Below are 17,572 nucleotides of genomic sequence, written 5' to 3'. Positions count from 1 at the left end.
AGACGTGCAAGTCGACGACTTTGATTTTGACTTACCGGACGAGCTGATCGCCCGCTATCCGCCAGCGCAGCGGCGCGATGCGCGCTTGCTGACGCTGACCGGGGCGGGGATGGGGCATGGCCGGTTTCCGGATCTGTCCGCCTGGCTGAGGCCCGGCGATCTGCTGGTGTTCAACGACACCCGGGTGATTCCGGCTCGTCTGTTTGGCCGCAAGCAGACCGGTGGACGGGTGGAAGTGCTGATCGAACGGCTGCTTGGTGGTCGCGAGGCCTTGGCCCATGTGCGGGCTTCCAAGTCGCCCAAGGCCGGCGGCTGGCTGGAGTTCGATCAGGGTGTGGCAGCGGAGGTTCGCGGCCGGCGCGGTGAGTTGTTCCACCTGATGTTCACCGGTTGTGAGCAGGTGCTGGATGCGTTGGAGCGTGTTGGCCATGTGCCGTTGCCGCCTTACATCGACCGTCCGGACGAAGACACTGACCTGCAGCGTTATCAGACCGTGTACGCCCGGGAGCCGGGCGCGGTGGCGGCGCCCACCGCCGGTTTGCATTTCGATGAGGCCTTCATCGAGCAGCTGCGGGAACAGGGTGTGGAAACAGGCTTCGTCACTCTGCACGTGGGCGCGGGCACGTTCCAGCCGGTACGCGTGGACAAGGTGGAAGAGCACCATATGCACAGCGAGCGTTTCCGGATCAGCGAGGCGCTGGTGGAGCAGGTGCTGGCGGCGCGGGCCCGTGGTGGCCGGGTGGTGGCGGTGGGCACCACGGCGTTGCGGGCCCTGGAAGCGGCCAGTGCCGGCGGCGCTCTGAGTTCGGGGGAAGCGGAAACCGATATCTTCATCTATCCCGGCTACCGTTTTCGTCAGGTGGACGCCCTGGTCACCAACTTCCACCTGCCCCGTTCCACCCTGTTGATGCTGATCAGCGCTTTTGCCGGCCAGGATCGGGTGCTGGCGGCTTACCAGGAAGCGGTCCGTGAAGGCTACCGCTTCTTCAGTTACGGCGATGCCATGTTTATTGAAGGAACGCAACACGCAGCACGCAACACGCAACACGCTCAAGACGGAGGCGATGTCTGATGTTGTCGCGTTTCCCCCTTTTTTTAGCGTGCGAGCGTGAAGCGTGTCGCGTGCCAGCGAGTGTTTTTTCATGTCCCGAATGAGCTTTGATCTGCTGACCACCGATGGCTCCGCGCGCCGGGGCCGCTTGACCTTTCCCCGTGGTGAGGTGGAGACGCCGGCGTTCATGCCGGTGGGCACCTACGGTACGGTCAAGGCCATGTTACCCCGGGACCTGGCCGACAGCGGCGCGCAGATCTGTCTGGGCAACACCTTTCACCTGATGTTGCGCCCCGGCACAGAGATCATCGAGCGTCATGGCTCGCTGCACGGCTTCATGCAATGGGACAAGCCGATCCTCACCGATTCCGGGGGTTTCCAGGTGTTCAGCCTGGGTGAACTGCGCAAGATTTCCGAGCAGGGCGTGGTGTTCAAGAACCCGATCAACGGTGACCGGGTGGAACTGACGCCGGAAAGGGCCATGCAGGTACAGCGCTCTCTGGGCAGCGACATCTGTATGATCTTCGACGAATGCACCCCATACCCCGCCACCGAGACGCAGGCTGCCGAGTCCATGCGGCTGTCCCTGCGCTGGGCGCGCCGTTCGAAAGCGGCCCATGTGGCCCATGAAGGGAACGATGCGGCCTGTTTCGGGATCGTACAGGGGGGCATGTACGATAACCTGCGCCGTGAATCCCTGGCCGGCCTGACGGATATCGGCTTTGACGGCTATGCCATTGGCGGTCTCAGCGTCGGTGAGCCGCAGGAAGAGATGCGGCGTACCCTGGCCGGGATCACGCCGCATATGCCCGCCGATCGGCCCCGTTATCTGATGGGGGTGGGGCGGCCGGAGGACATTGTCGAAGGGGTGCGTCGCGGGGTTGATATGTTCGACTGCGTGATGCCCACCCGCAACGCGCGCAACGGCCATCTGTTTACCCGTGAAGGGGTGATCAAGATTCGTAACGCCCGCCACCGCGACGACTTGTCGCCGTTGGAGGAGGGCTGCGATTGCTACACCTGCCGCCAATTTTCCCGCAGCTATCTGCATCACCTGGATCGCTGTGGTGAAATGCTCGGCGCGCAGCTGAACACCATCCACAATCTACGCTATTACCAACGGCTTATGGCTGGATTGCGGGGGGCCATTGAAGCGGGTACATTGAGCGCCTTTGTCGGTGACTTCTACGCGGCCATGGGCCGCGATGTGCCCGCTCTTTAACACGAAAACGTGGAGAATTGAGATGAACTGGTTGATTTCGCCCGCTTACGCGCAAGCCGCCGGAGGTCCGGGCGGTGGCATCGAACTGATCATGCTGGTGGTGATGATCGCGGTGTTCTATTTCTTCCTGATCCGTCCGCAGCAGAAGCGCGCCAAGGAACACCGCAATCTGGTGCAGAACCTGAACAAAGGTGACGAGGTGGTGACCGCCGGCGGTATTCTCGGCCGGGTAACCAAAGTCACCGACGAATTCGTCGTGGTGGAAATCAGCGACAATCTGGAAATCAAGCTGCAGAAACAGAGTGTCCAGGCCACGCTGCCGAAGGGCACCATCAAATCCATATAAAAAGAGGTGTGTCCGGCCCGGTCGCACCGGGCCGCCACCTCCCGGCAATACCGGAAGACGATTATGACCCGCTACCCGCGCTGGAAATTCTTCCTGCTCATGGCCGTGCTGTTTGTTTGCGGCCTTTACGCTCTTCCCAACCTGTTCCCCGACGCCCCGGCCGTGCAGATCAGCAGCGCCAAGCCCGGTGGAACCGTGTCCGACAGTGCCAGCCAGCGCGTGTTGCGGCAATTGGATCAGGCGGGTCTGGAACATGGGCCCGGTGAACAGATCGATGGCGGCTCCTGGCTGGTGCGCTTCACTGACAACGACAGCCAGCTTCGCGCCCGCGAGCTTCTGGCCGGTTCCCTCGGCGATGACTATGTGGTGGCCCTGAACCTGGCGCCGACCACTCCGGGATGGCTGCGTGCCATCGGCGCTTCGCCGATGAATCTGGGCCTGGATTTGCGCGGCGGCGTGCATTTCCTGCTGCAGGTGGACATGGAAGCAGTGGTGAACCAGCGCATGGAAGCCTGGGCCGGCCAGATCAAACTGGCGCTGAAAAACGAAGGCATTCGTTACCGCGATGTGCAGCAAGACGGCCAGCAGTTGCGTGTGCAGTTCGCCAACTCCGAAGACGCCGATTCCGCCCGTACCCTGCTGCGTAACGCGCTGCCGGAATTCTCGCTGGATTCCGATCCCGAGCAGCGGGTGCTGGTGTTCAACCTGAACCCGACCGCCCTCAAGGAAATGCAGGATTACGCGGTGGATCAGAACCGCACCGCGCTGAATAACCGGGTAAACGAGTTGGGTGTGGCCGAGCCGGTGGTGCAACGGCAGGGGGCGGATCGCATCGTGGTGCAGCTGCCCGGGGTGCAGGACGCGGCCCAGGCCCGCCGAATTCTCGGCCGTACCGCCACCCTGGAGTTCCGGCTGGTCAATCAGGACTACCCGGCCAGCCGTGCCGCCACCGGCGTGGCGCCGCCGGGCACCGAGATTTTCCCCTTCCGCAGTCAGGGGGATCGCCCGGTGATTCTGGAGCGCTCCAAGATCGCCACCGGCGACGAAGTGACCAACGCGCAGATGGGCTTCGATCCGCAAAACGGTACCCCGCAGGTGAACGTGTCCCTGGACTCCGCCGGCGCCCGCCGGATGCAGCGGGTGACGTCACAGAACGTCGGCAATCCGATGGCGGTGCTGTTCATCGAAACCAAGACCGAGATGAGCTCGCGCACCAATGAAAACGGTGAAACCGAGCAGGTGCCGGTAAGCACCACCGACCGTTACGTGATCAACGTGGCCACTATCCAGGATACCCTGGGCAGCCGCTTCCGGATTACCGGTCTGGACAGCCCGGCGGAAGCGTCCGAGCTGGCTCTGCTGTTGCGCGCCGGTTCCCTGGCGGCGCCGGTGACCATCATCGAGGAGCGCACCATCGGCCCCAGCCTGGGGGCGGAAAACATCGAGTCCGGACTCAAATCCATGGCGCTGGGCATGGTCCTGGTGCTGGTGTTCATGCTGGTCTGGTACAAGGTGTTCGGTATCTTCGCCAATGTGGCGCTGGTCGGTAACCTGCTGATCATCGTCGGCATCATGTCGCTGATTCCCGGCGCCACTCTGACCCTGCCGGGCATCGCCGGTATCGTCTTGACGGTGGGCATGGCGGTGGACGCCAACGTGCTGATCTATGAACGTATCCGGGAAGAACTGAAAAAAGGCGTGCGGCCACGGCAAGCCATTGATGAAGGGTACGCCAAGGCGTTCAGCACCATTCTTGATGCCAACATCACCACCATGATCGTCGCGGTGATCCTGTTCTCCGCCGGCACCGGCTCGGTGCAGGGGTTCGCGGTGACGCTGTTTATCGGCATCCTCTCCTCCATGTTTACCGCCATCGTGGGCACTCGCGCCATGGTGGAAATGGTCTACGGCCGCGGTGCCCGTCCGCCGGCCAAACTGAGTATTTGAGGTGCTTATGAGTAACAAGGCTCCTTTCTCCATCAACTTCCTGGGTATACGGCGGTTGTTCGCGGCGTTGTCGATCATTCTGGTGCTCGGCTCCATCGGACTGCTGGCGACCCAGGGTTTGAATCTGGGGATGGATTTCACCGGCGGCACCGCGGTGGTGGCCAAGGGCGAAAACGAAGTGATCATCGACGATGTGCGTTCCGCGCTGGAAGGCACGCCGTTCGAAGAGGCCACCGTGGTACGTTACGGGTCGCCCCGGGATATCAGCATCCGGGTGCCCACCCTGAACGATATGCCCGCGGATCAGGTAGGGCCCCGGCTTACCGAGGTGGTGGAAAGCAAGCTGCCCGGGCTGACGGTTCAGCAGGTGGAGTTCGTCGGTCCGCAAGTGGGTGACGAGCTGCGCGACGAGTCCGGTCTCGCGCTGCTGATGGCACTGGGCTTGATGCTGGTTTACGTCTGGTTCCGCTTCACCAACAAGTTCGGTGTCGCCACCGTGGTGGCCTTGCTGCATGACGTGATCATCGTGCTCGGCCTGTTCTCGCTAATGCGCTGGACCTTCGATCTGACGGTGCTGGCGGCGGTGTTGGCGTTGATCGGTTACTCGCTGAACGACTCCATCGTGGTGGCGGACCGGATCCGGGAGAACTTTCGCGACACCCGTGAAACCGATCCGGAAAAGATCATCAACGGCTCTCTCAATGAGACCCTGAGCCGGACCATCAACACCTCCTTCACGACGCTGCTGGTGTTGGTTGCCCTGTTCTTCTTTGGCGGTGAAGTGATGCGCGCTTTCTCCGAAGCGCTGCTGGTGGGGATCGCGGTGGGCACCTACTCGTCCATTTACGTGGTCACCAACATGCTGTTCCTGATGAAAGTGGACAAGCAGGACTTCATCATTCCGGAGAAGAAGGAAGTGGATGACATGCCCTGACGACGGGGTGGAATCCGCAAACCCGTACCATATATCGCGGTCCGTGGACCAGTGGTGCCTCACAATTCGCTGGCACGCTTCCACGCAACACGCCGGCACGCCAAACCCAAGGCCCGCTTGCGGGCCTTGGAGACATGAATTCAGAGCAACCCCGCCATTGCCGGATCAAGCCCGGCATGACCGCGTGTTTTCAAAGCGTGTTAGCCTGCCAGCGTGTTGCGTGTCAGCGGCCCTAGAAGTCCTGTTTGGCCATCCACGGAATAATGCGCTCGAACGCCGCCTCGATCTGCTCCAGCGAGGTGGAGTAGCTGATCCGTATGGCATTGGAACAGGACTCGCCGAACGTATCCCCCGCCACGGTGCAGACGCCGGTCTCGCGCAGCAGCTTTAGCGCAACATTGCCGCCATTGACGCCTTCCGGCAGCGACGGAAACAGATAAAAGGCGCCCTCGGGCCGGTAGCCGGTGAGGTGTGGGGTTCGCTCCACCAGTTCCACCAGGCGATCCCGCCGTCGCTGATATTCGGCGAGCATGTTATCGACGAAACCGCGATCCCCGCTCAAGGCCGCTACCCCCGCCCACTGGCAGGGCGTATTGGCCACGGTGGTGGTGAACATGTGATAGCGGCGCAGCTTCTTGATCGCGCCCTGACTGGCCATCAACCAGCCAATGCGCATGCCCGCCATGCTGAACGTCTTGGAAAAGCTGGATACCACCATGACATGGTCGAGGTCGGCGCAGCACGACAGCACGCTGGGGTATTCGCGCCCGTCGTAGACCAAGTGATCGTAGACTTCGTCGCTGATGACATAGACGCCACGGTAGGCTGCTTCCTGGACGATGGCCTCCACGGTTTCCCGGGGATAAAGCGTACCGGTGGGATTGCTCGGGGAGTTGAGCACGATGGCGCAGGTGTTGTTGTCGATGGCGTCGATGACCGCTTCCGGGTCCAACTGGTGGTGTTGTTCGGCATGGGTGGGAATGGCTTTGACGACGCCGCCATTCATGCGGATCAAGGGCGCGTAAAGCATGAAGGCCGGTTCCGGCACGATGAATTCCCGGCCCGGTGCGGAAGTCGCGGTAAGCGCCAGGTAGATGGCCTCGGTGGCACCGGTGGTGACCATGATGTTTTCCGGCACCAGCGGCCGCTGATAACGGTTCCGATAGTAGTCCGCCAGGGCTTCCAGCAGTTCCGGCAGCCCGGCGTCCATGGTGTAACCGGTCTGGCCCGCCTGCAGCGCTTCCACCGCCGCCTGCACCACATGGTCCGGTGGTTTGAAATCCGGTTGGCCAATGGACAGATGAATGACGTCATCCATGGTGGCGGCCAGGTTCACCATGCGGCGGATTCCCGGCACCGGCATGGTGTGCAGCGCCGGATTCCAGATCGGGTCCTCGGATTCGTAGAAGTCGATGTCCAGTTCGCTCACGGTGCCTCCTGTTGACGGTGTCACCTGTTGATGGCGTCTCCCGTTGATAGTGCCTGCCCGTTGACGATGCTTCCGGTCAGTCGACCCCGGCCAGCGGCGGAAACCGTCGCCAGGGCCGTTGCTGTTCGAACTGATGCCCGGCGCGCAGCACCAGGGCGTCATCGAAACGGCGGCCGACGATCTGCAACCCCATCGGCAGTCCGGCGCTGTCCAGGCCCAGCGGCAGTGACAGCGCCGGTTGGCCGGTGAGGTTGAACGGATAGGTGAAGGGCGTCCAGGTGGGCCAGCGGGTGCTGGGCCAGTCCACCGGTACTTCCCGGGCGGTGTCGAAAGCGGTGATCGGCAACGTGGGCGTTACCAGCAGATCGTACTTTTCGTGGAACAGCGCCATGCGCTCCGACAGCGCCAGCCGTTCGTTCACCGCGCCCAGGTAGTCCAGCATCGACAGCCGCTCCGCTTTGTTGACCACTTCCATCAGGGCCGGATCCATCAGTGAACGCTGACGCGCGCCAAGCTCCCGGCAGGCGTTGGCCGCGCCGCCGTAGAACAGGTGGCCGAAGGCGGCCAGCGGACTGCGAAAGCCCGGATCGGTCTCCACCACTTCGGCGCCCAGCTCCCGTAATACCGCCACCGCCTCATCACAGGCCCGTTCGATGTCGGCGGCCACGTCCACGTAGCCCAGGTTGCGGCTGTAGGCGATACGCAGTCCCTTGAGGTCCTGGTCCAGAGCGGCCAGGTAATCCTGCGGACGGCGCGGCGCGGCCTGGGCGTCGCGCGGATCCGCTTCGCTCAACACCTGCATCATCAACGCGCAGTCCTCCACCGTGCGGGTCATCGGCCCGGCGTGGGCCAGCGTGCCGAACGGACTGGCAGGCCAGTGCGGCACTTCGCCGAAGGTGGGTTTGTGCCCGACGATGCCGCAGAAGGCGGCGGGAATGCGGATGGAGCCGCCGGCGTCGGTGCCCAGGGCCAGTGGTGCCATACCGGCGGCCACCGCCGCCGCCGACCCGCCGCTGGAGCCGCCGGCGGTCTTGCCCGGGTCCCAGGGGTTGTTGGTGGCGCCGCACAGGGGACTGTCGGTAACCCCTTTCCAGCCAAACTCCGGTGTCGTGGTCTTGCCCAGCGGCACATAGCCGTGGCGTTCCAGGGCGGCCACCGCCGGCGCGCGTTTGCCCAGGGTCTTGACGGGATCAACCGTACGGGAGCCTTTCAGGGTGGGCCACATCGGGGTGAGGAAGACATCCTTGATCGCCACCGGGACACCATCCAGCAATCCCAGGGTGTCATTGCGCAGATAGCGCTGTTCGGCCTCCCGGGCCGAGGCCAGGGTGGTCTCGCGATCAATCAGGCACCAGGCATTCAATGCCGGGTCCTGTTGCTCGATCTGATCGAGCAGGGTTTCGGTCACCTCCACCGGGGACAAATCCCGGCTTTGGTAGGCTTGCCGCAGTGCCCGCGCGCTCAGGGCGCGTATATCCTCGCTCATGGATAGCCTCCTCCGCTGTTGGCGGTGCCGGCACGGGGGTGGAGGAACGGCACGAAGAGAGGTCAGCGTTGACCGTAACCTCGCTGAGTATCCACCGGATTGCGCAGGGGCTGCCCCCGGCGCCAGCGCTCAAAGTTGTCCACGAACTGGTGGCCCAGGGCGGCGCGCCAGCCCTGGGCGTCGCCCGCCATATGGGCGGAAATCATCACATTGGGATAGTCCCAGAGCGGGTGATCGGCGGGCAGCGGCTCCTGCTCGAACACATCCAGGGCGGCGCCGCCGAGGTGGCCGTCATCCAGAGCGGCGAGCAGGGCGCGGGTGTCCACAATGGCACCGCGGCCCACGTTGACCAATACCGCGCCGGGTTTCATCCGCGCGAAAGTGTCGGTATTGAAGAGTCCTTCGGTCTGGCGGGTCAGCGGCGCGGTGATGATCACATAGTCGGCGTCGCCGAGCAGAGCCGGCAGATCCTCCTGGGCATGGACCCGGGCGAAGGCCGCGTCGTGCTGCCGCGCCCGACGCGCGGTGCCGATCACGTCCATGCCGAGGGCGCCAAGCAGCGTCGCCACTTCCCGGCCGATGGAACCGGCGCCGACCACCAGCGCGCTTTGGTCCCGCAGCATATGGGTTTCCCGGTGTCGCCACTGCCGTTGCCGTTGATAGCGCAGATTGCCCAGAGTGTCCTTGGCGAACAGCAACAGGGCGCCCAGCACGTACTCGGCGATACCGCGATCGAAGATGCCGGCGGCGTTGGTGACCGGAATATCGCTATCCCGCAAGGGCGGAATCATCAGCGCGTCGACGCCGGCGCTGGTGGCATGCACCCAGCGAATCGGACAGGGGGAAGGCCAGGCCCGTTCCAGCGCGTCGACGCGAAAGTCGGTGACCACCAGCACATCGGTTTCCGCCAGCCGGGGCGCCAGGCCGTCGATACCACGGTGCTGATGGATCCGGGCCTGGCCTTCCAGGCTTTCCAGGCCGGGCAGATCAGGCTCGTCCTCGGCCAGCAATACGGTAACCCGGGGCAAGGTCATGCACTGTTCTCCAGGGCGTCCTCGAAGGTGTCCACCGCCAGATCGATTTCCTGACGGCTCGCCGTCAATGGGGGTAACCAGCGCACCACCTGGCCATGGGTGCCGCAGCGCAGCAGCAATAATCCCGCCTGTTCGCACCGGGACAACAGTGTCTGGGCGCGTTCGCCGTCGGGCTGGCCGGGGGCGCGAACCATCTCAATGCCCAGCATCAGGCCCTTGCCGCGTACCTCGTCGATATCGTCGTGTTTTTGAACCAACGCCTCCAGGCGCTCACGCAGATAGCAGCCGTGCTCGGCGGCCTGGTTGACCAGGTCCTCTTCCTCGATCACGTCCAGGGTGGCGAGAGCCGCGGCGCAGGACACCGCGTTGGCACCGTAGGTGCCGCCCTGGGAACCGGGGCGGCCCTGAGCCATCAGGCCCTTGGCGGCGGCCACGGCGGACAACGGGTAGCCACTGGCCAGCCCCTTGGCGGTGACCACCATATCCGGCTGGATCCGGGCATGCTCGTGACTCCAGAAGCGGCCGGTACGGCCGTAACCGGCCTGGATTTCATCGGCGATCAACAGGATGCCATGGCGGTCGCAGCGCTCGCGCAGACCGGCCAGGAACGAGGCCGGTGCCGGGTAGTAACCGAACTCGCCTTGCACCGGTTCAATGATCAAGGCGGCGGTGTCCCCGGGGGGGCTTTGCGTCATCAGTAGCTGATCCAGCTGTTGCAGGCAGAAGGTGCTGGTGGCTTCTTCATCCCAGCCGTACAGGTAGGTGTGCGGGAATGGCGCGAAGAACACGCCGGCCATCATCGGACCCCACCCGCTACGTACCTTGGTGGTGGAACTGGTGAGCGAGGCCGCCGCCAGGGTGCGACCGTGAAAGCCACCCTGAAAAGCGATCAGGTTGGGGCGGCCGGTGGCGTGCCGCGCCAGCCGGATGGCGGTCTCCACCGCTTCACTGCCGGAGTTGGAGAAGGCCACGGCGTCGAGGCCGGCGGGCAGGTGCTCGCTGAGCCGGTCGCTGAGACGCAGCATATTGGGATGGGTGACGGTGGTGTACTGGGCGTGGACCAGCCGGGCCACCTGTTCCTGGGCGGCGGCCACCACCTTGGGGTGGCAATGGCCGGTGGCGGTAACGCCGATGCCGGAAGTGAAATCCAGCCAGCGATGCCCTTCGGCATCGAACAACCAGCTTCCTTCACCGCGCTCCGCGCAGATGCCGCTGGATTGCACCAGCAATGGAGACAGATGATGCATCGCTCTCTCCTCCGTGCCTGAAGCCCGGGTTGATACCGCGTTGCGCTGCTCGGATTACCGTAAAGCGTTGGCGATACGCCGACCCACGGCGTCGGTGCCGCTGGCCGGATGTCCGGCAGCGAGATCCGCTATCAGCGTCTCATGCAATTGGTGGCCCGCGCTAGAAAAAAGCCGATTTTTTTCGTTCGAGCTCTTAATACCGTCAGTGGCATCCGACCGTTCTCCTAGCCGTTCTCCTAACCGCTCTCCTAACCATTGCAACAACAGCGCCAAGCTGAACAAAGTGGCGCGGGGGTCGGCCAGATTGCGGCCGGCGATATCCGGCGCCGAACCGTGGGTCGGTTCAAACAGCGCCGGCACACTGGCATCGGCGGGATTGATATTGGCGGAAGGCGCCACCCCCAGACCACCGGCCAGGACCGCGGCCAGATCGGTAAGGATGTCACCGTGCAGGTTGCTGGCCACCACCACATCGAAGCGCCAGGGGCATTGCACGAACTTCATCGCCGCCGCGTCCACCAGCTCGTGGTGGGTAGCGACATCCGCGTACTCCGTTGCCACCTGCTGGAAGACGCGATCATAAAGATCACCCCAGAAGGCCTGGGCATTGCGTTTGGTGATCAGGCAAACCTGGGATTCCCGGGTTTCGCCACCGGGGCCGGTGAAAGCGCGCACGCGTTTTTCGTCGAGGCGCTCCCGCGCCCGTTGCCGGGCCCGTTCGAAAGCATGGCGGATCAGCCGCTCGGTGGCGGCGTAGGTGAACACTTCCAGTTGGGTGGCGACTTCGTCTTCGGTGCCGGCGCGCAGGCGGCCGCCCTGGCCGGCGTATTCCCCTTCGCTGTTTTCCCGGATCACCAGCATGTCCAGTTCCCTGGCGCGCGGATCGGACAGATAGCAGGGGACGCCGGGGTAGTAGCGGGCGGGGCGTTCGCAGGCCCAGAGATTGAGCGATTTTCGCAGCGTCAGCAGGGGGGCCAGGGAAATGCTGTCGGGCAGGTGATAGCGGTCTGGCTGATCCAGCGGTCCGGGATCCCCCAGCGCCCCCAAGAGCAAGGCATCGTAGCCGAGCAACTGATCGAGGGCGTCGTCCGGCATCATGCTGCCGTGTTGCCGGTGCCACTCGGTGGCGGGCCAGGGGAGAACCTGGTACTCCAGCGGCAACCGGTGCCGCTGGACCAGGGTATCAAGGACCGGTACGGTGGCGGCCATCACCTCGCCGCCGATACCGTCACCGGGCAGTAACGCGATGGAAACCATGGTCATTTATCAGCCCATGCAGAGGTATTTGGCTTCCAGATACTCTTCCATGCCGTAATGGGAGCCTTCACGGCCCAGGCCGGATTCCTTGACGCCACCGAACGGGGCGGCGGCGTTGGAGATCAAGCCTTCGTTGATACCCACCATGCCGGCTTCCAGCGCTTCCGCCACGCGCCACACGCGGTGGATGTTTTCGCTGTAGAAATAGGAAGCAAGACCGAACGGGGTGTCGTTGGCCAGTTGGATCGCTTCCTGCTCGTCCTGGAAGCGGATCACCGCGGCCAGCGGCCCGAAGGTTTCCTCGTGGCAGAACTCCATGTCCTGGGTGGCGCCGGTGATCAGCGTCGGCTGCACGAAGTTGCCGCCGCGTTCATGAGCGGCGCCGCCGAGCACCACTTTGGCGCCCTTGGATTTGGCGTCCTCGATGTGTTCGATCACCTTCTTCACCGCTCCCTGGTTGATCAACGGTGCCTGGGTGACGCCGTCCTCGAAGCCATCGCCCACTTTCAGTTGATTGATCGCCGCCGCCAGTTTTTCCACGAAGGCATCGTGCACGCCATCCTGTACCAGGAACCGGTTCACGCACACACAGGTTTGCCCGGTGTTGCGGAATTTGCTGGCGATGGCGCCCTCCACCGCTTTGTCCAGATCGGCGTCGTCGAAGACGATGAACGGCGCGTTGCCGCCCAGTTCCAGGGACACCTTCTGGATGTGTTCGGCGCACTGTGCCATCAACTGGCTGCCTACTTCGGTGGAGCCGGTGAAGCTGACTTTGCGCACCACCGGGGACTGGGTGATGGTGGTGGAAATGGCGGCGGCGGAACCGGTGATCACATTGATCACACCGGCGGGAATGCCGGCCCGGGTAGCCAGTTCACCCAGCGCCAGCGCGGAATAGGGGGTGGCGCTGGCCGGCTTGACCACCATGGTGCAGCCGGCGGCCAGGGCGGCGCCGGCCTTGCGGGTGATCATGGAAGAGGGGAAGTTCCAGGGCGTGATCGCGGCGGTTACCCCAATGGGTTGCTTGATCACCACGATACGCTGGCCGGGGCGGGCGCCGGGAATGGTGTTGCCATAGGCGCGCCGGGCTTCCTCGGCGAACCATTTCAGGAAGGAGGCGGCGTAGGCGATTTCGCCCTTGGATTCGGCGAACGGTTTGCCTTGCTCCAGGGTCATGATGGTGGCCAGGTCGTCCTGGTGCGCCATCATCAACTCATACCAGGCGTAGAGCAGTTTGCCGCGTTCCTCGGCGGTTTTGTCACGCCAGGCGGGCAGGGCGTTGTCGGCGGCGGCGATGGCCTGCCGGGTTCCCTCTTCCGCCATGCGCGGCACGGTGCCAATGATCTCACCGGTGGCGGGGTTGTCCACGTCCAGGGTGGCGCCACCCTCGGCATCACACCACTGCCCGTTGATGAAACACTGCTGGCGGAACAGATCAGAGTCCTTGATGTTGTGCTGGGTCATGGCGTGGCTCTCCTGAAAGCGTATCAAAGGCAAGAGGCGCGGCCTGTGGCCGCGCCCGTGAGAATAGAGGTATAGGGTTACGCTAGCAGAGCCCGGCGTGCAATCCCATCCCTTGGTAAATCGGATTTACAAATCAGGGTGATCGAGAAAAACAGGCGGGCGGCGGGCCCGCCGGGAGCGGGCCCGCGCGGGCTTAGTGGCGACGCAGAGCCGCGGTGAGATGGGGCTGGATTTTCTGCAGCAGGCCCTTGAAGACCTTGGGCGCTCCGGCCACCACATGGCCAAAGTCCAGGTGGCCGTGGCCGCCAGCGAGATCGCCCACCAGACCGCCGGCTTCGGTGATCAGCAGCGTGCCCGCGGCCATGTCCCAGGGCGCCAGGCCAATCTCGAAGAAACCGTCCATGCGACCGGCGGCCACCCAGGCCAGATCGAGGGCGGCGGAACCGGGGCGGCGCAGGCCGGCGGTGGATTCGGCGATGGATTTGAACATGCCGAGATAAGCATCCAGGTGCTGGACCTGGTCGGCGCGGAAGGGAAAGCCGGTGCCGATCAGGGCGCCGGCCAGACCGGCGCGCTTGCTGACCCGGAGACGGCGACCGTTGAGCGCCGCGCCGCGGCCGCGGCTGGCGGTGAATTCCTCATCCCGCAGTGGATCGTAGATCACCGCGTGCTCGACCCGGCCTTTGATGGACAGAGCAATGGAAACGCAATATTGCGGAAAACCGTGGATGAAGTTGGTGGTGCCGTCCAGCGGATCGATGATCCACTGATAGTCGACACCTTCACCGGTGCCGGTGATCTCGCCGCCTTCCTCGGCGAGGATGCCGTGTTGCGGATAGGCTTTGCGAATCACCTCGATGATGCGAGCTTCCGCCGCCCGGTCCACCTGGGTGACGAAGTCGTTCATGCCCTTTTGATCCACGGTCAGGGGATCGTTGTTCTCCGCCGCGCGGCGGATCAGATTGCCCGCCTGGCGGGCGGCTCGCAGAGCAATGTTCACTTGCGGCGCGTGCATGCCGGTATCCTGTCGGTTTAAAAGAGCGGTTTGGGCCGGTGACCTTGAACGGGCACCAGGAGCCATATTGCCGCGAAGTTTAGCAGAGGCGGAGGACTGTGGGCAGGTGAGAATCTGTTAAACTCCCCTTCTTTCCCGCGATCTGGATACATCATGTTAGACAACGTGCGCGTGGTGATGGTAGGAACCACCCACCCGGGCAATATCGGTGCGGCGGCTCGCGCCATGAAGACCATGGGACTGAGCGATCTGCGGCTGGTGACGCCGAAAATCCACCCCAGCGCCGAGGCCACCTCCCGCGCTTCCGGTGCCGGCGACATTCTTGCCGCGGCCAGGGTGTGCGACAGCCTGGATGAAGCCCTGGAAGGCGCCACCCTGGTGGTGGGCACCAGTGCCCGCCATCGCCGTATCCCCTGGCCCTGCCTGACGCCACGTGAGCTCGGCCAGCAACTGGAACAGGAACCCGCCGACGCCCGCATTGCCGTGCTGTTCGGACGTGAGGACCGTGGCCTGACCAACGAAGAGCTGCACCGCTGTAACCTGCATGTTTCCGTGCCCACCAACCCGGAGTATGGTGTGCTGAACGTGGCGTCGGCGGTGCAGTTGATTGCCTATGAACTGCGTCTGGTACTGGCCGACGACGATACCGTGCCGAAGGCGGCGCGGGCCAATCGTGCCACCATGACGCCACCCCGGATGTATTGGGACGAGCCGGCGGCCAGTAACGACGCCGTCCAGCACTTCCTCGATCATCTGGAGCGAATCATGGTGCGCAGTGAGTTCCTGGACCCGGAAAAACCGGCCCAGGTGATGACACGCATGCGGCGATTGTTCCTGCGCGCCCGCCCCGACAGAATGGAAATCAATATCCTGCGCGGCACCCTGGTGGCCATTGACAAGGCCCTGGATGACCGCTCATAGAGCAGGTAGAGCAGGCTCTTAGAGGTAACTATGTTCGAGCAGATCAAAGAGGACATCCAATCCGTCTTTCACCGTGACCCGGCGGCGCGCAACACCCTTGAGGTATTGCTGAACTATCCGGGGCTGCATGCCGTCTTGTTCCATCGGCTGGCGCACTGGTGTTGGGGGCACGGTCTGAAGCTGCTCGCGCGTTTGATCTCCACCTTCAGCCGCTGGCTGACCGGTATCGAGATTCACCCGGGAGCGCGGATTGGCCGACGTTTCTTTATCGACCATGGCATGGGCGTGGTGATTGGCGAGACCGCCGAGATTGGCGATGACGTCACCCTGTACCACGGCGTCACCCTGGGCGGTACCAGTTGGAACAAGGGCAAGCGCCACCCGACGCTGGAAGACGGTGTGGTGGTCGGTGCCGGCGCCAAGGTGCTGGGCCCGTTCGTGGTGCATAAGAACGCCAAAATTGGCTCCAACTCCGTGGTTACCAAGGAAGTGCCGGAAGGCGCCACGGTGATTGGCATTCCCGGCCGCGTGATCCGTCAACCGGCCAACGAGCAGGAGCGCAACCGCCGGGAGATGGCGGAGAAGATCGGCTTCCAGGCTTATGGCGTCAGCAACGATATGCCCGACCCGGTGGCGGAGGCCATTGGCACGCTGCTGGATCATATGCACGCGGTGGACGGCAAACTGGACCGGGTCTGCGACAACCTGCGCCGCCAGGGCATCCAGGGCTGCGACGAGCAACTGCCGGAATTGAAGGATGAGGACTTCGAGTCCATCAAGGCCCGGGAGGGCACCGACTGACCACTCCCGCACGACGGTATCCAGAACAACAACATCAGATAGTGAGGGCAGGGCATGATCGCGAGACTTTTCCCGCTGTGGGCGATTTTGTTTTCCATTTTTGCCTATTTCATGCCGGCGCCACTGGCGGCGCTGTCCGACTGGATCGTTCCGCTGCTGATGGTGATCATGTTCGGCATGGGGCTGACCCTGACCTGGGAGGACTTCCTGCGTGTATTCAGGGCGCCCGGCGTCATTGGCCTGGGGGTGGCGCTGCAATACTTGGTCATGCCGCTGGCCGCGCTGCTGGTGGCCAAGGTCCTGGCCCTGCCCACGGAGGTGATGGTCGGTCTGGTGATCGTCGGCGCCTGTCCCGGCGGCACCGCGTCCAACGTGATCTGTTATCTGGCCCGCGCCGATGTGGCGCTGTCCATCGCCATGACCGCGGTGTCCACCCTGGTGGCGGTGCTGGCGACACCGGCTTTGGTGTGGCTGTATCTGGGCGAAACCCTGCCCGTGCCGGTGGCGGCGATGCTGGTTTCCCTGGTGAAGATCGTTTTGTTGCCGGTGATTGGTGGCACCTTGATCAATTCGTTACTGGGCAAGCGGCTGGATCGGGTGCGTGATGCCTTCCCTCTGATTTCCGTGGCCGCCATCGTTCTGGTGATCGGCATCATCGTGGCCCTGAATCAATCCCGTATCGCCAGTGGCGGCGCCCTCGTCATGCTGGCGGTGGTGCTGCACAACGGTATCGGCCTGGCCGCCGGCTATGGCGTTGCCAGACTGTTCCGTTTCGACCCGCGCCGTGCCCGCACCCTTGCCATCGAGGTGGGCATGCAGAACTCCGGTCTCGGCGTGGCGCTGGCGGTGAAACATTTCACTGCCATGGCCGCCTTGCCCGGTGCCCTGTTCAGCGTCTGGCACAACCTCTCCGGCGCGGTGCTGGCCTGGTATTGGCGCCGTCGTGACGAATCCCCGGGCGTCGCTCGGACGCCACCGCGAGGCAGCGTCAAATAAGCGTCGGCCGACCTCAATCGTAAGCGCCAGAAAATCAGCACCTGTTTTTCCTGAGCCGCCCCCGACACACTCGCTTGAGCTTGTTCAGGTCAATGCCATCCAGCAAAAGTTCCAGATCCTGACGGGGCAGCGACAGGCTGTCGGCACTGGCCTTGGGCCACTTGAAGCGCCCTTGTTTCAGGCGCTTGTAACTCACCATCAGACCGTTACGTTGCCAGTACATTAGTTTGACCTTGTCACCGGATTTATTGCGAAAGATAAACACGCCATCACGCAACGGGTTCGGGGTTTGTGTGCTTTCTCCAGCCTTCTCTTCAACAAGTTTGTTCATGATGATCTCCGGTTTGTTGGGGAGCTCATAATGTAACGGCTTGGAAGATCTATTATTAGGTGGGCTGGGCGGACAGTTACGTCTTTTCCAA

At 63.5% G+C, this 17,572-nt stretch carries 16 protein-coding genes; 8 read left to right on the top strand and 8 right to left on the bottom strand.

What is annotated here, in order from left to right:
• Nucleotides 1-4: 4 nt before the first annotated feature.
• The 5 genes from queA (at nt 5) to secF (ending at nt 5,500) form a co-directional block, all read left to right on the top strand.
• A complete protein-coding gene (gene queA / locus B5T_RS18165; protein WP_014996001.1) occupies nt 5-1,072 on the top strand; it encodes a tRNA preQ1(34) S-adenosylmethionine ribosyltransferase-isomerase QueA in 1,068 nt (355 codons plus the stop codon).
• A gap of 79 nt (nt 1,073-1,151) precedes the next feature.
• Nucleotides 1,152-2,273, top strand: coding sequence for a tRNA guanosine(34) transglycosylase Tgt (gene tgt, locus B5T_RS18160; RefSeq protein WP_041717113.1), 1,122 nt, complete (start codon nt 1,152-1,154; stop codon nt 2,271-2,273).
• A gap of 22 nt (nt 2,274-2,295) precedes the next feature.
• Nucleotides 2,296-2,619 (top strand): preprotein translocase subunit YajC, encoded by a 324-nt coding sequence (yajC, locus tag B5T_RS18155; RefSeq protein ID WP_014995999.1) that lies wholly within the window; start codon nt 2,296-2,298, stop codon nt 2,617-2,619.
• Nucleotides 2,620-2,682: 63 nt separating this feature from the next.
• The gene (gene secD, locus B5T_RS18150; protein ID WP_014995998.1) at nt 2,683-4,566 is read left to right on the top strand and encodes a protein translocase subunit SecD; all 1,884 of its coding nucleotides are present in this window, start codon (nt 2,683-2,685) and stop codon (nt 4,564-4,566) included.
• A gap of 7 nt (nt 4,567-4,573) precedes the next feature.
• Nucleotides 4,574-5,500 (top strand): protein translocase subunit SecF, encoded by a 927-nt coding sequence (secF, locus tag B5T_RS18145; RefSeq protein ID WP_014995997.1) that lies wholly within the window; start codon nt 4,574-4,576, stop codon nt 5,498-5,500.
• Between the two features lie 232 nt (nt 5,501-5,732).
• Here secF and B5T_RS18140 read toward each other — a convergent pair whose 3' ends face one another.
• The 7 genes from B5T_RS18140 to suhB form a co-directional block, all read right to left on the bottom strand.
• Nucleotides 5,733-6,929 carry a pyridoxal phosphate-dependent aminotransferase gene (locus tag B5T_RS18140; protein WP_014995996.1) on the bottom strand — a complete coding sequence of 399 codons (1,197 nt, stop codon included), beginning with the start codon at nt 6,927-6,929 and terminating at the stop codon, nt 5,733-5,735.
• A 76-nt stretch (nt 6,930-7,005) separates the two neighbouring features.
• Nucleotides 7,006-8,415: an amidase gene (locus B5T_RS18135; RefSeq protein ID WP_014995995.1), complete on the bottom strand. Its 1,410-nt coding sequence runs from the start codon at nt 8,413-8,415 to the stop codon at nt 7,006-7,008.
• 62 nt (nt 8,416-8,477) lie between these two features.
• Nucleotides 8,478-9,449 (bottom strand): D-2-hydroxyacid dehydrogenase, encoded by a 972-nt coding sequence (locus B5T_RS18130; protein WP_014995994.1) that lies wholly within the window; start codon nt 9,447-9,449, stop codon nt 8,478-8,480.
• The gene (locus B5T_RS18125) at nt 9,446-10,696 is read right to left on the bottom strand and encodes an aspartate aminotransferase family protein (protein ID WP_014995993.1); all 1,251 of its coding nucleotides are present in this window, start codon (nt 10,694-10,696) and stop codon (nt 9,446-9,448) included. Before B5T_RS18125 ends, B5T_RS18130 begins: the two co-directional genes overlap by 4 nt.
• Nucleotides 10,697-10,750: 54 nt before the next feature.
• Nucleotides 10,751-11,959 carry an isocitrate/isopropylmalate dehydrogenase family protein gene (locus B5T_RS18120; RefSeq protein ID WP_014995992.1) on the bottom strand — a complete coding sequence of 403 codons (1,209 nt, stop codon included), beginning with the start codon at nt 11,957-11,959 and terminating at the stop codon, nt 10,751-10,753.
• A 3-nt stretch (nt 11,960-11,962) separates the two neighbouring features.
• The gene (locus B5T_RS18115; protein WP_014995991.1) at nt 11,963-13,417 is read right to left on the bottom strand and encodes an NAD-dependent succinate-semialdehyde dehydrogenase; all 1,455 of its coding nucleotides are present in this window, start codon (nt 13,415-13,417) and stop codon (nt 11,963-11,965) included.
• 193 nt (nt 13,418-13,610) lie between these two features.
• Entirely contained in the window at nt 13,611-14,432 is an 822-nt protein-coding gene (gene suhB, locus B5T_RS18110) for an inositol-1-monophosphatase (protein ID WP_014995990.1), read from the bottom strand.
• A 153-nt stretch (nt 14,433-14,585) separates the two neighbouring features.
• On the opposite strand from suhB, the gene B5T_RS18105 reads away from it, so the two are divergent.
• The 3 genes from B5T_RS18105 to B5T_RS18095 are packed head-to-tail and all read left to right on the top strand — an operon-like array spanning nt 14,586 to nt 17,150.
• Nucleotides 14,586-15,353, top strand: coding sequence for an RNA methyltransferase (locus B5T_RS18105; protein WP_014995989.1), 768 nt, complete (start codon nt 14,586-14,588; stop codon nt 15,351-15,353).
• A 30-nt stretch (nt 15,354-15,383) separates the two neighbouring features.
• Nucleotides 15,384-16,154, top strand: a complete 771-nt coding sequence (cysE, locus tag B5T_RS18100; protein ID WP_014995988.1) for a serine O-acetyltransferase — start codon at nt 15,384-15,386, stop codon at nt 16,152-16,154.
• 54 nt (nt 16,155-16,208) lie between these two features.
• Nucleotides 16,209-17,150 (top strand): bile acid:sodium symporter family protein, encoded by a 942-nt coding sequence (locus B5T_RS18095; protein ID WP_014995987.1) that lies wholly within the window; start codon nt 16,209-16,211, stop codon nt 17,148-17,150.
• A gap of 34 nt (nt 17,151-17,184) precedes the next feature.
• Here B5T_RS18095 and tnpB read toward each other — a convergent pair whose 3' ends face one another.
• Entirely contained in the window at nt 17,185-17,481 is a 297-nt protein-coding gene (gene tnpB, locus B5T_RS18090) for an IS66 family insertion sequence element accessory protein TnpB (protein ID WP_014995986.1), read from the bottom strand.
• Nucleotides 17,482-17,572 lie beyond the last annotated feature (91 nt).

This window comes from Alloalcanivorax dieselolei B5 (assembly GCF_000300005.1).
In the GTDB taxonomy this organism is placed as follows: domain Bacteria; phylum Pseudomonadota; class Gammaproteobacteria; order Pseudomonadales; family Alcanivoracaceae; genus Alloalcanivorax; species Alloalcanivorax dieselolei.
Note: the sequence above shows the minus strand (reverse complement) of the source record. Positions and strands in the feature narration are given on the sequence as shown.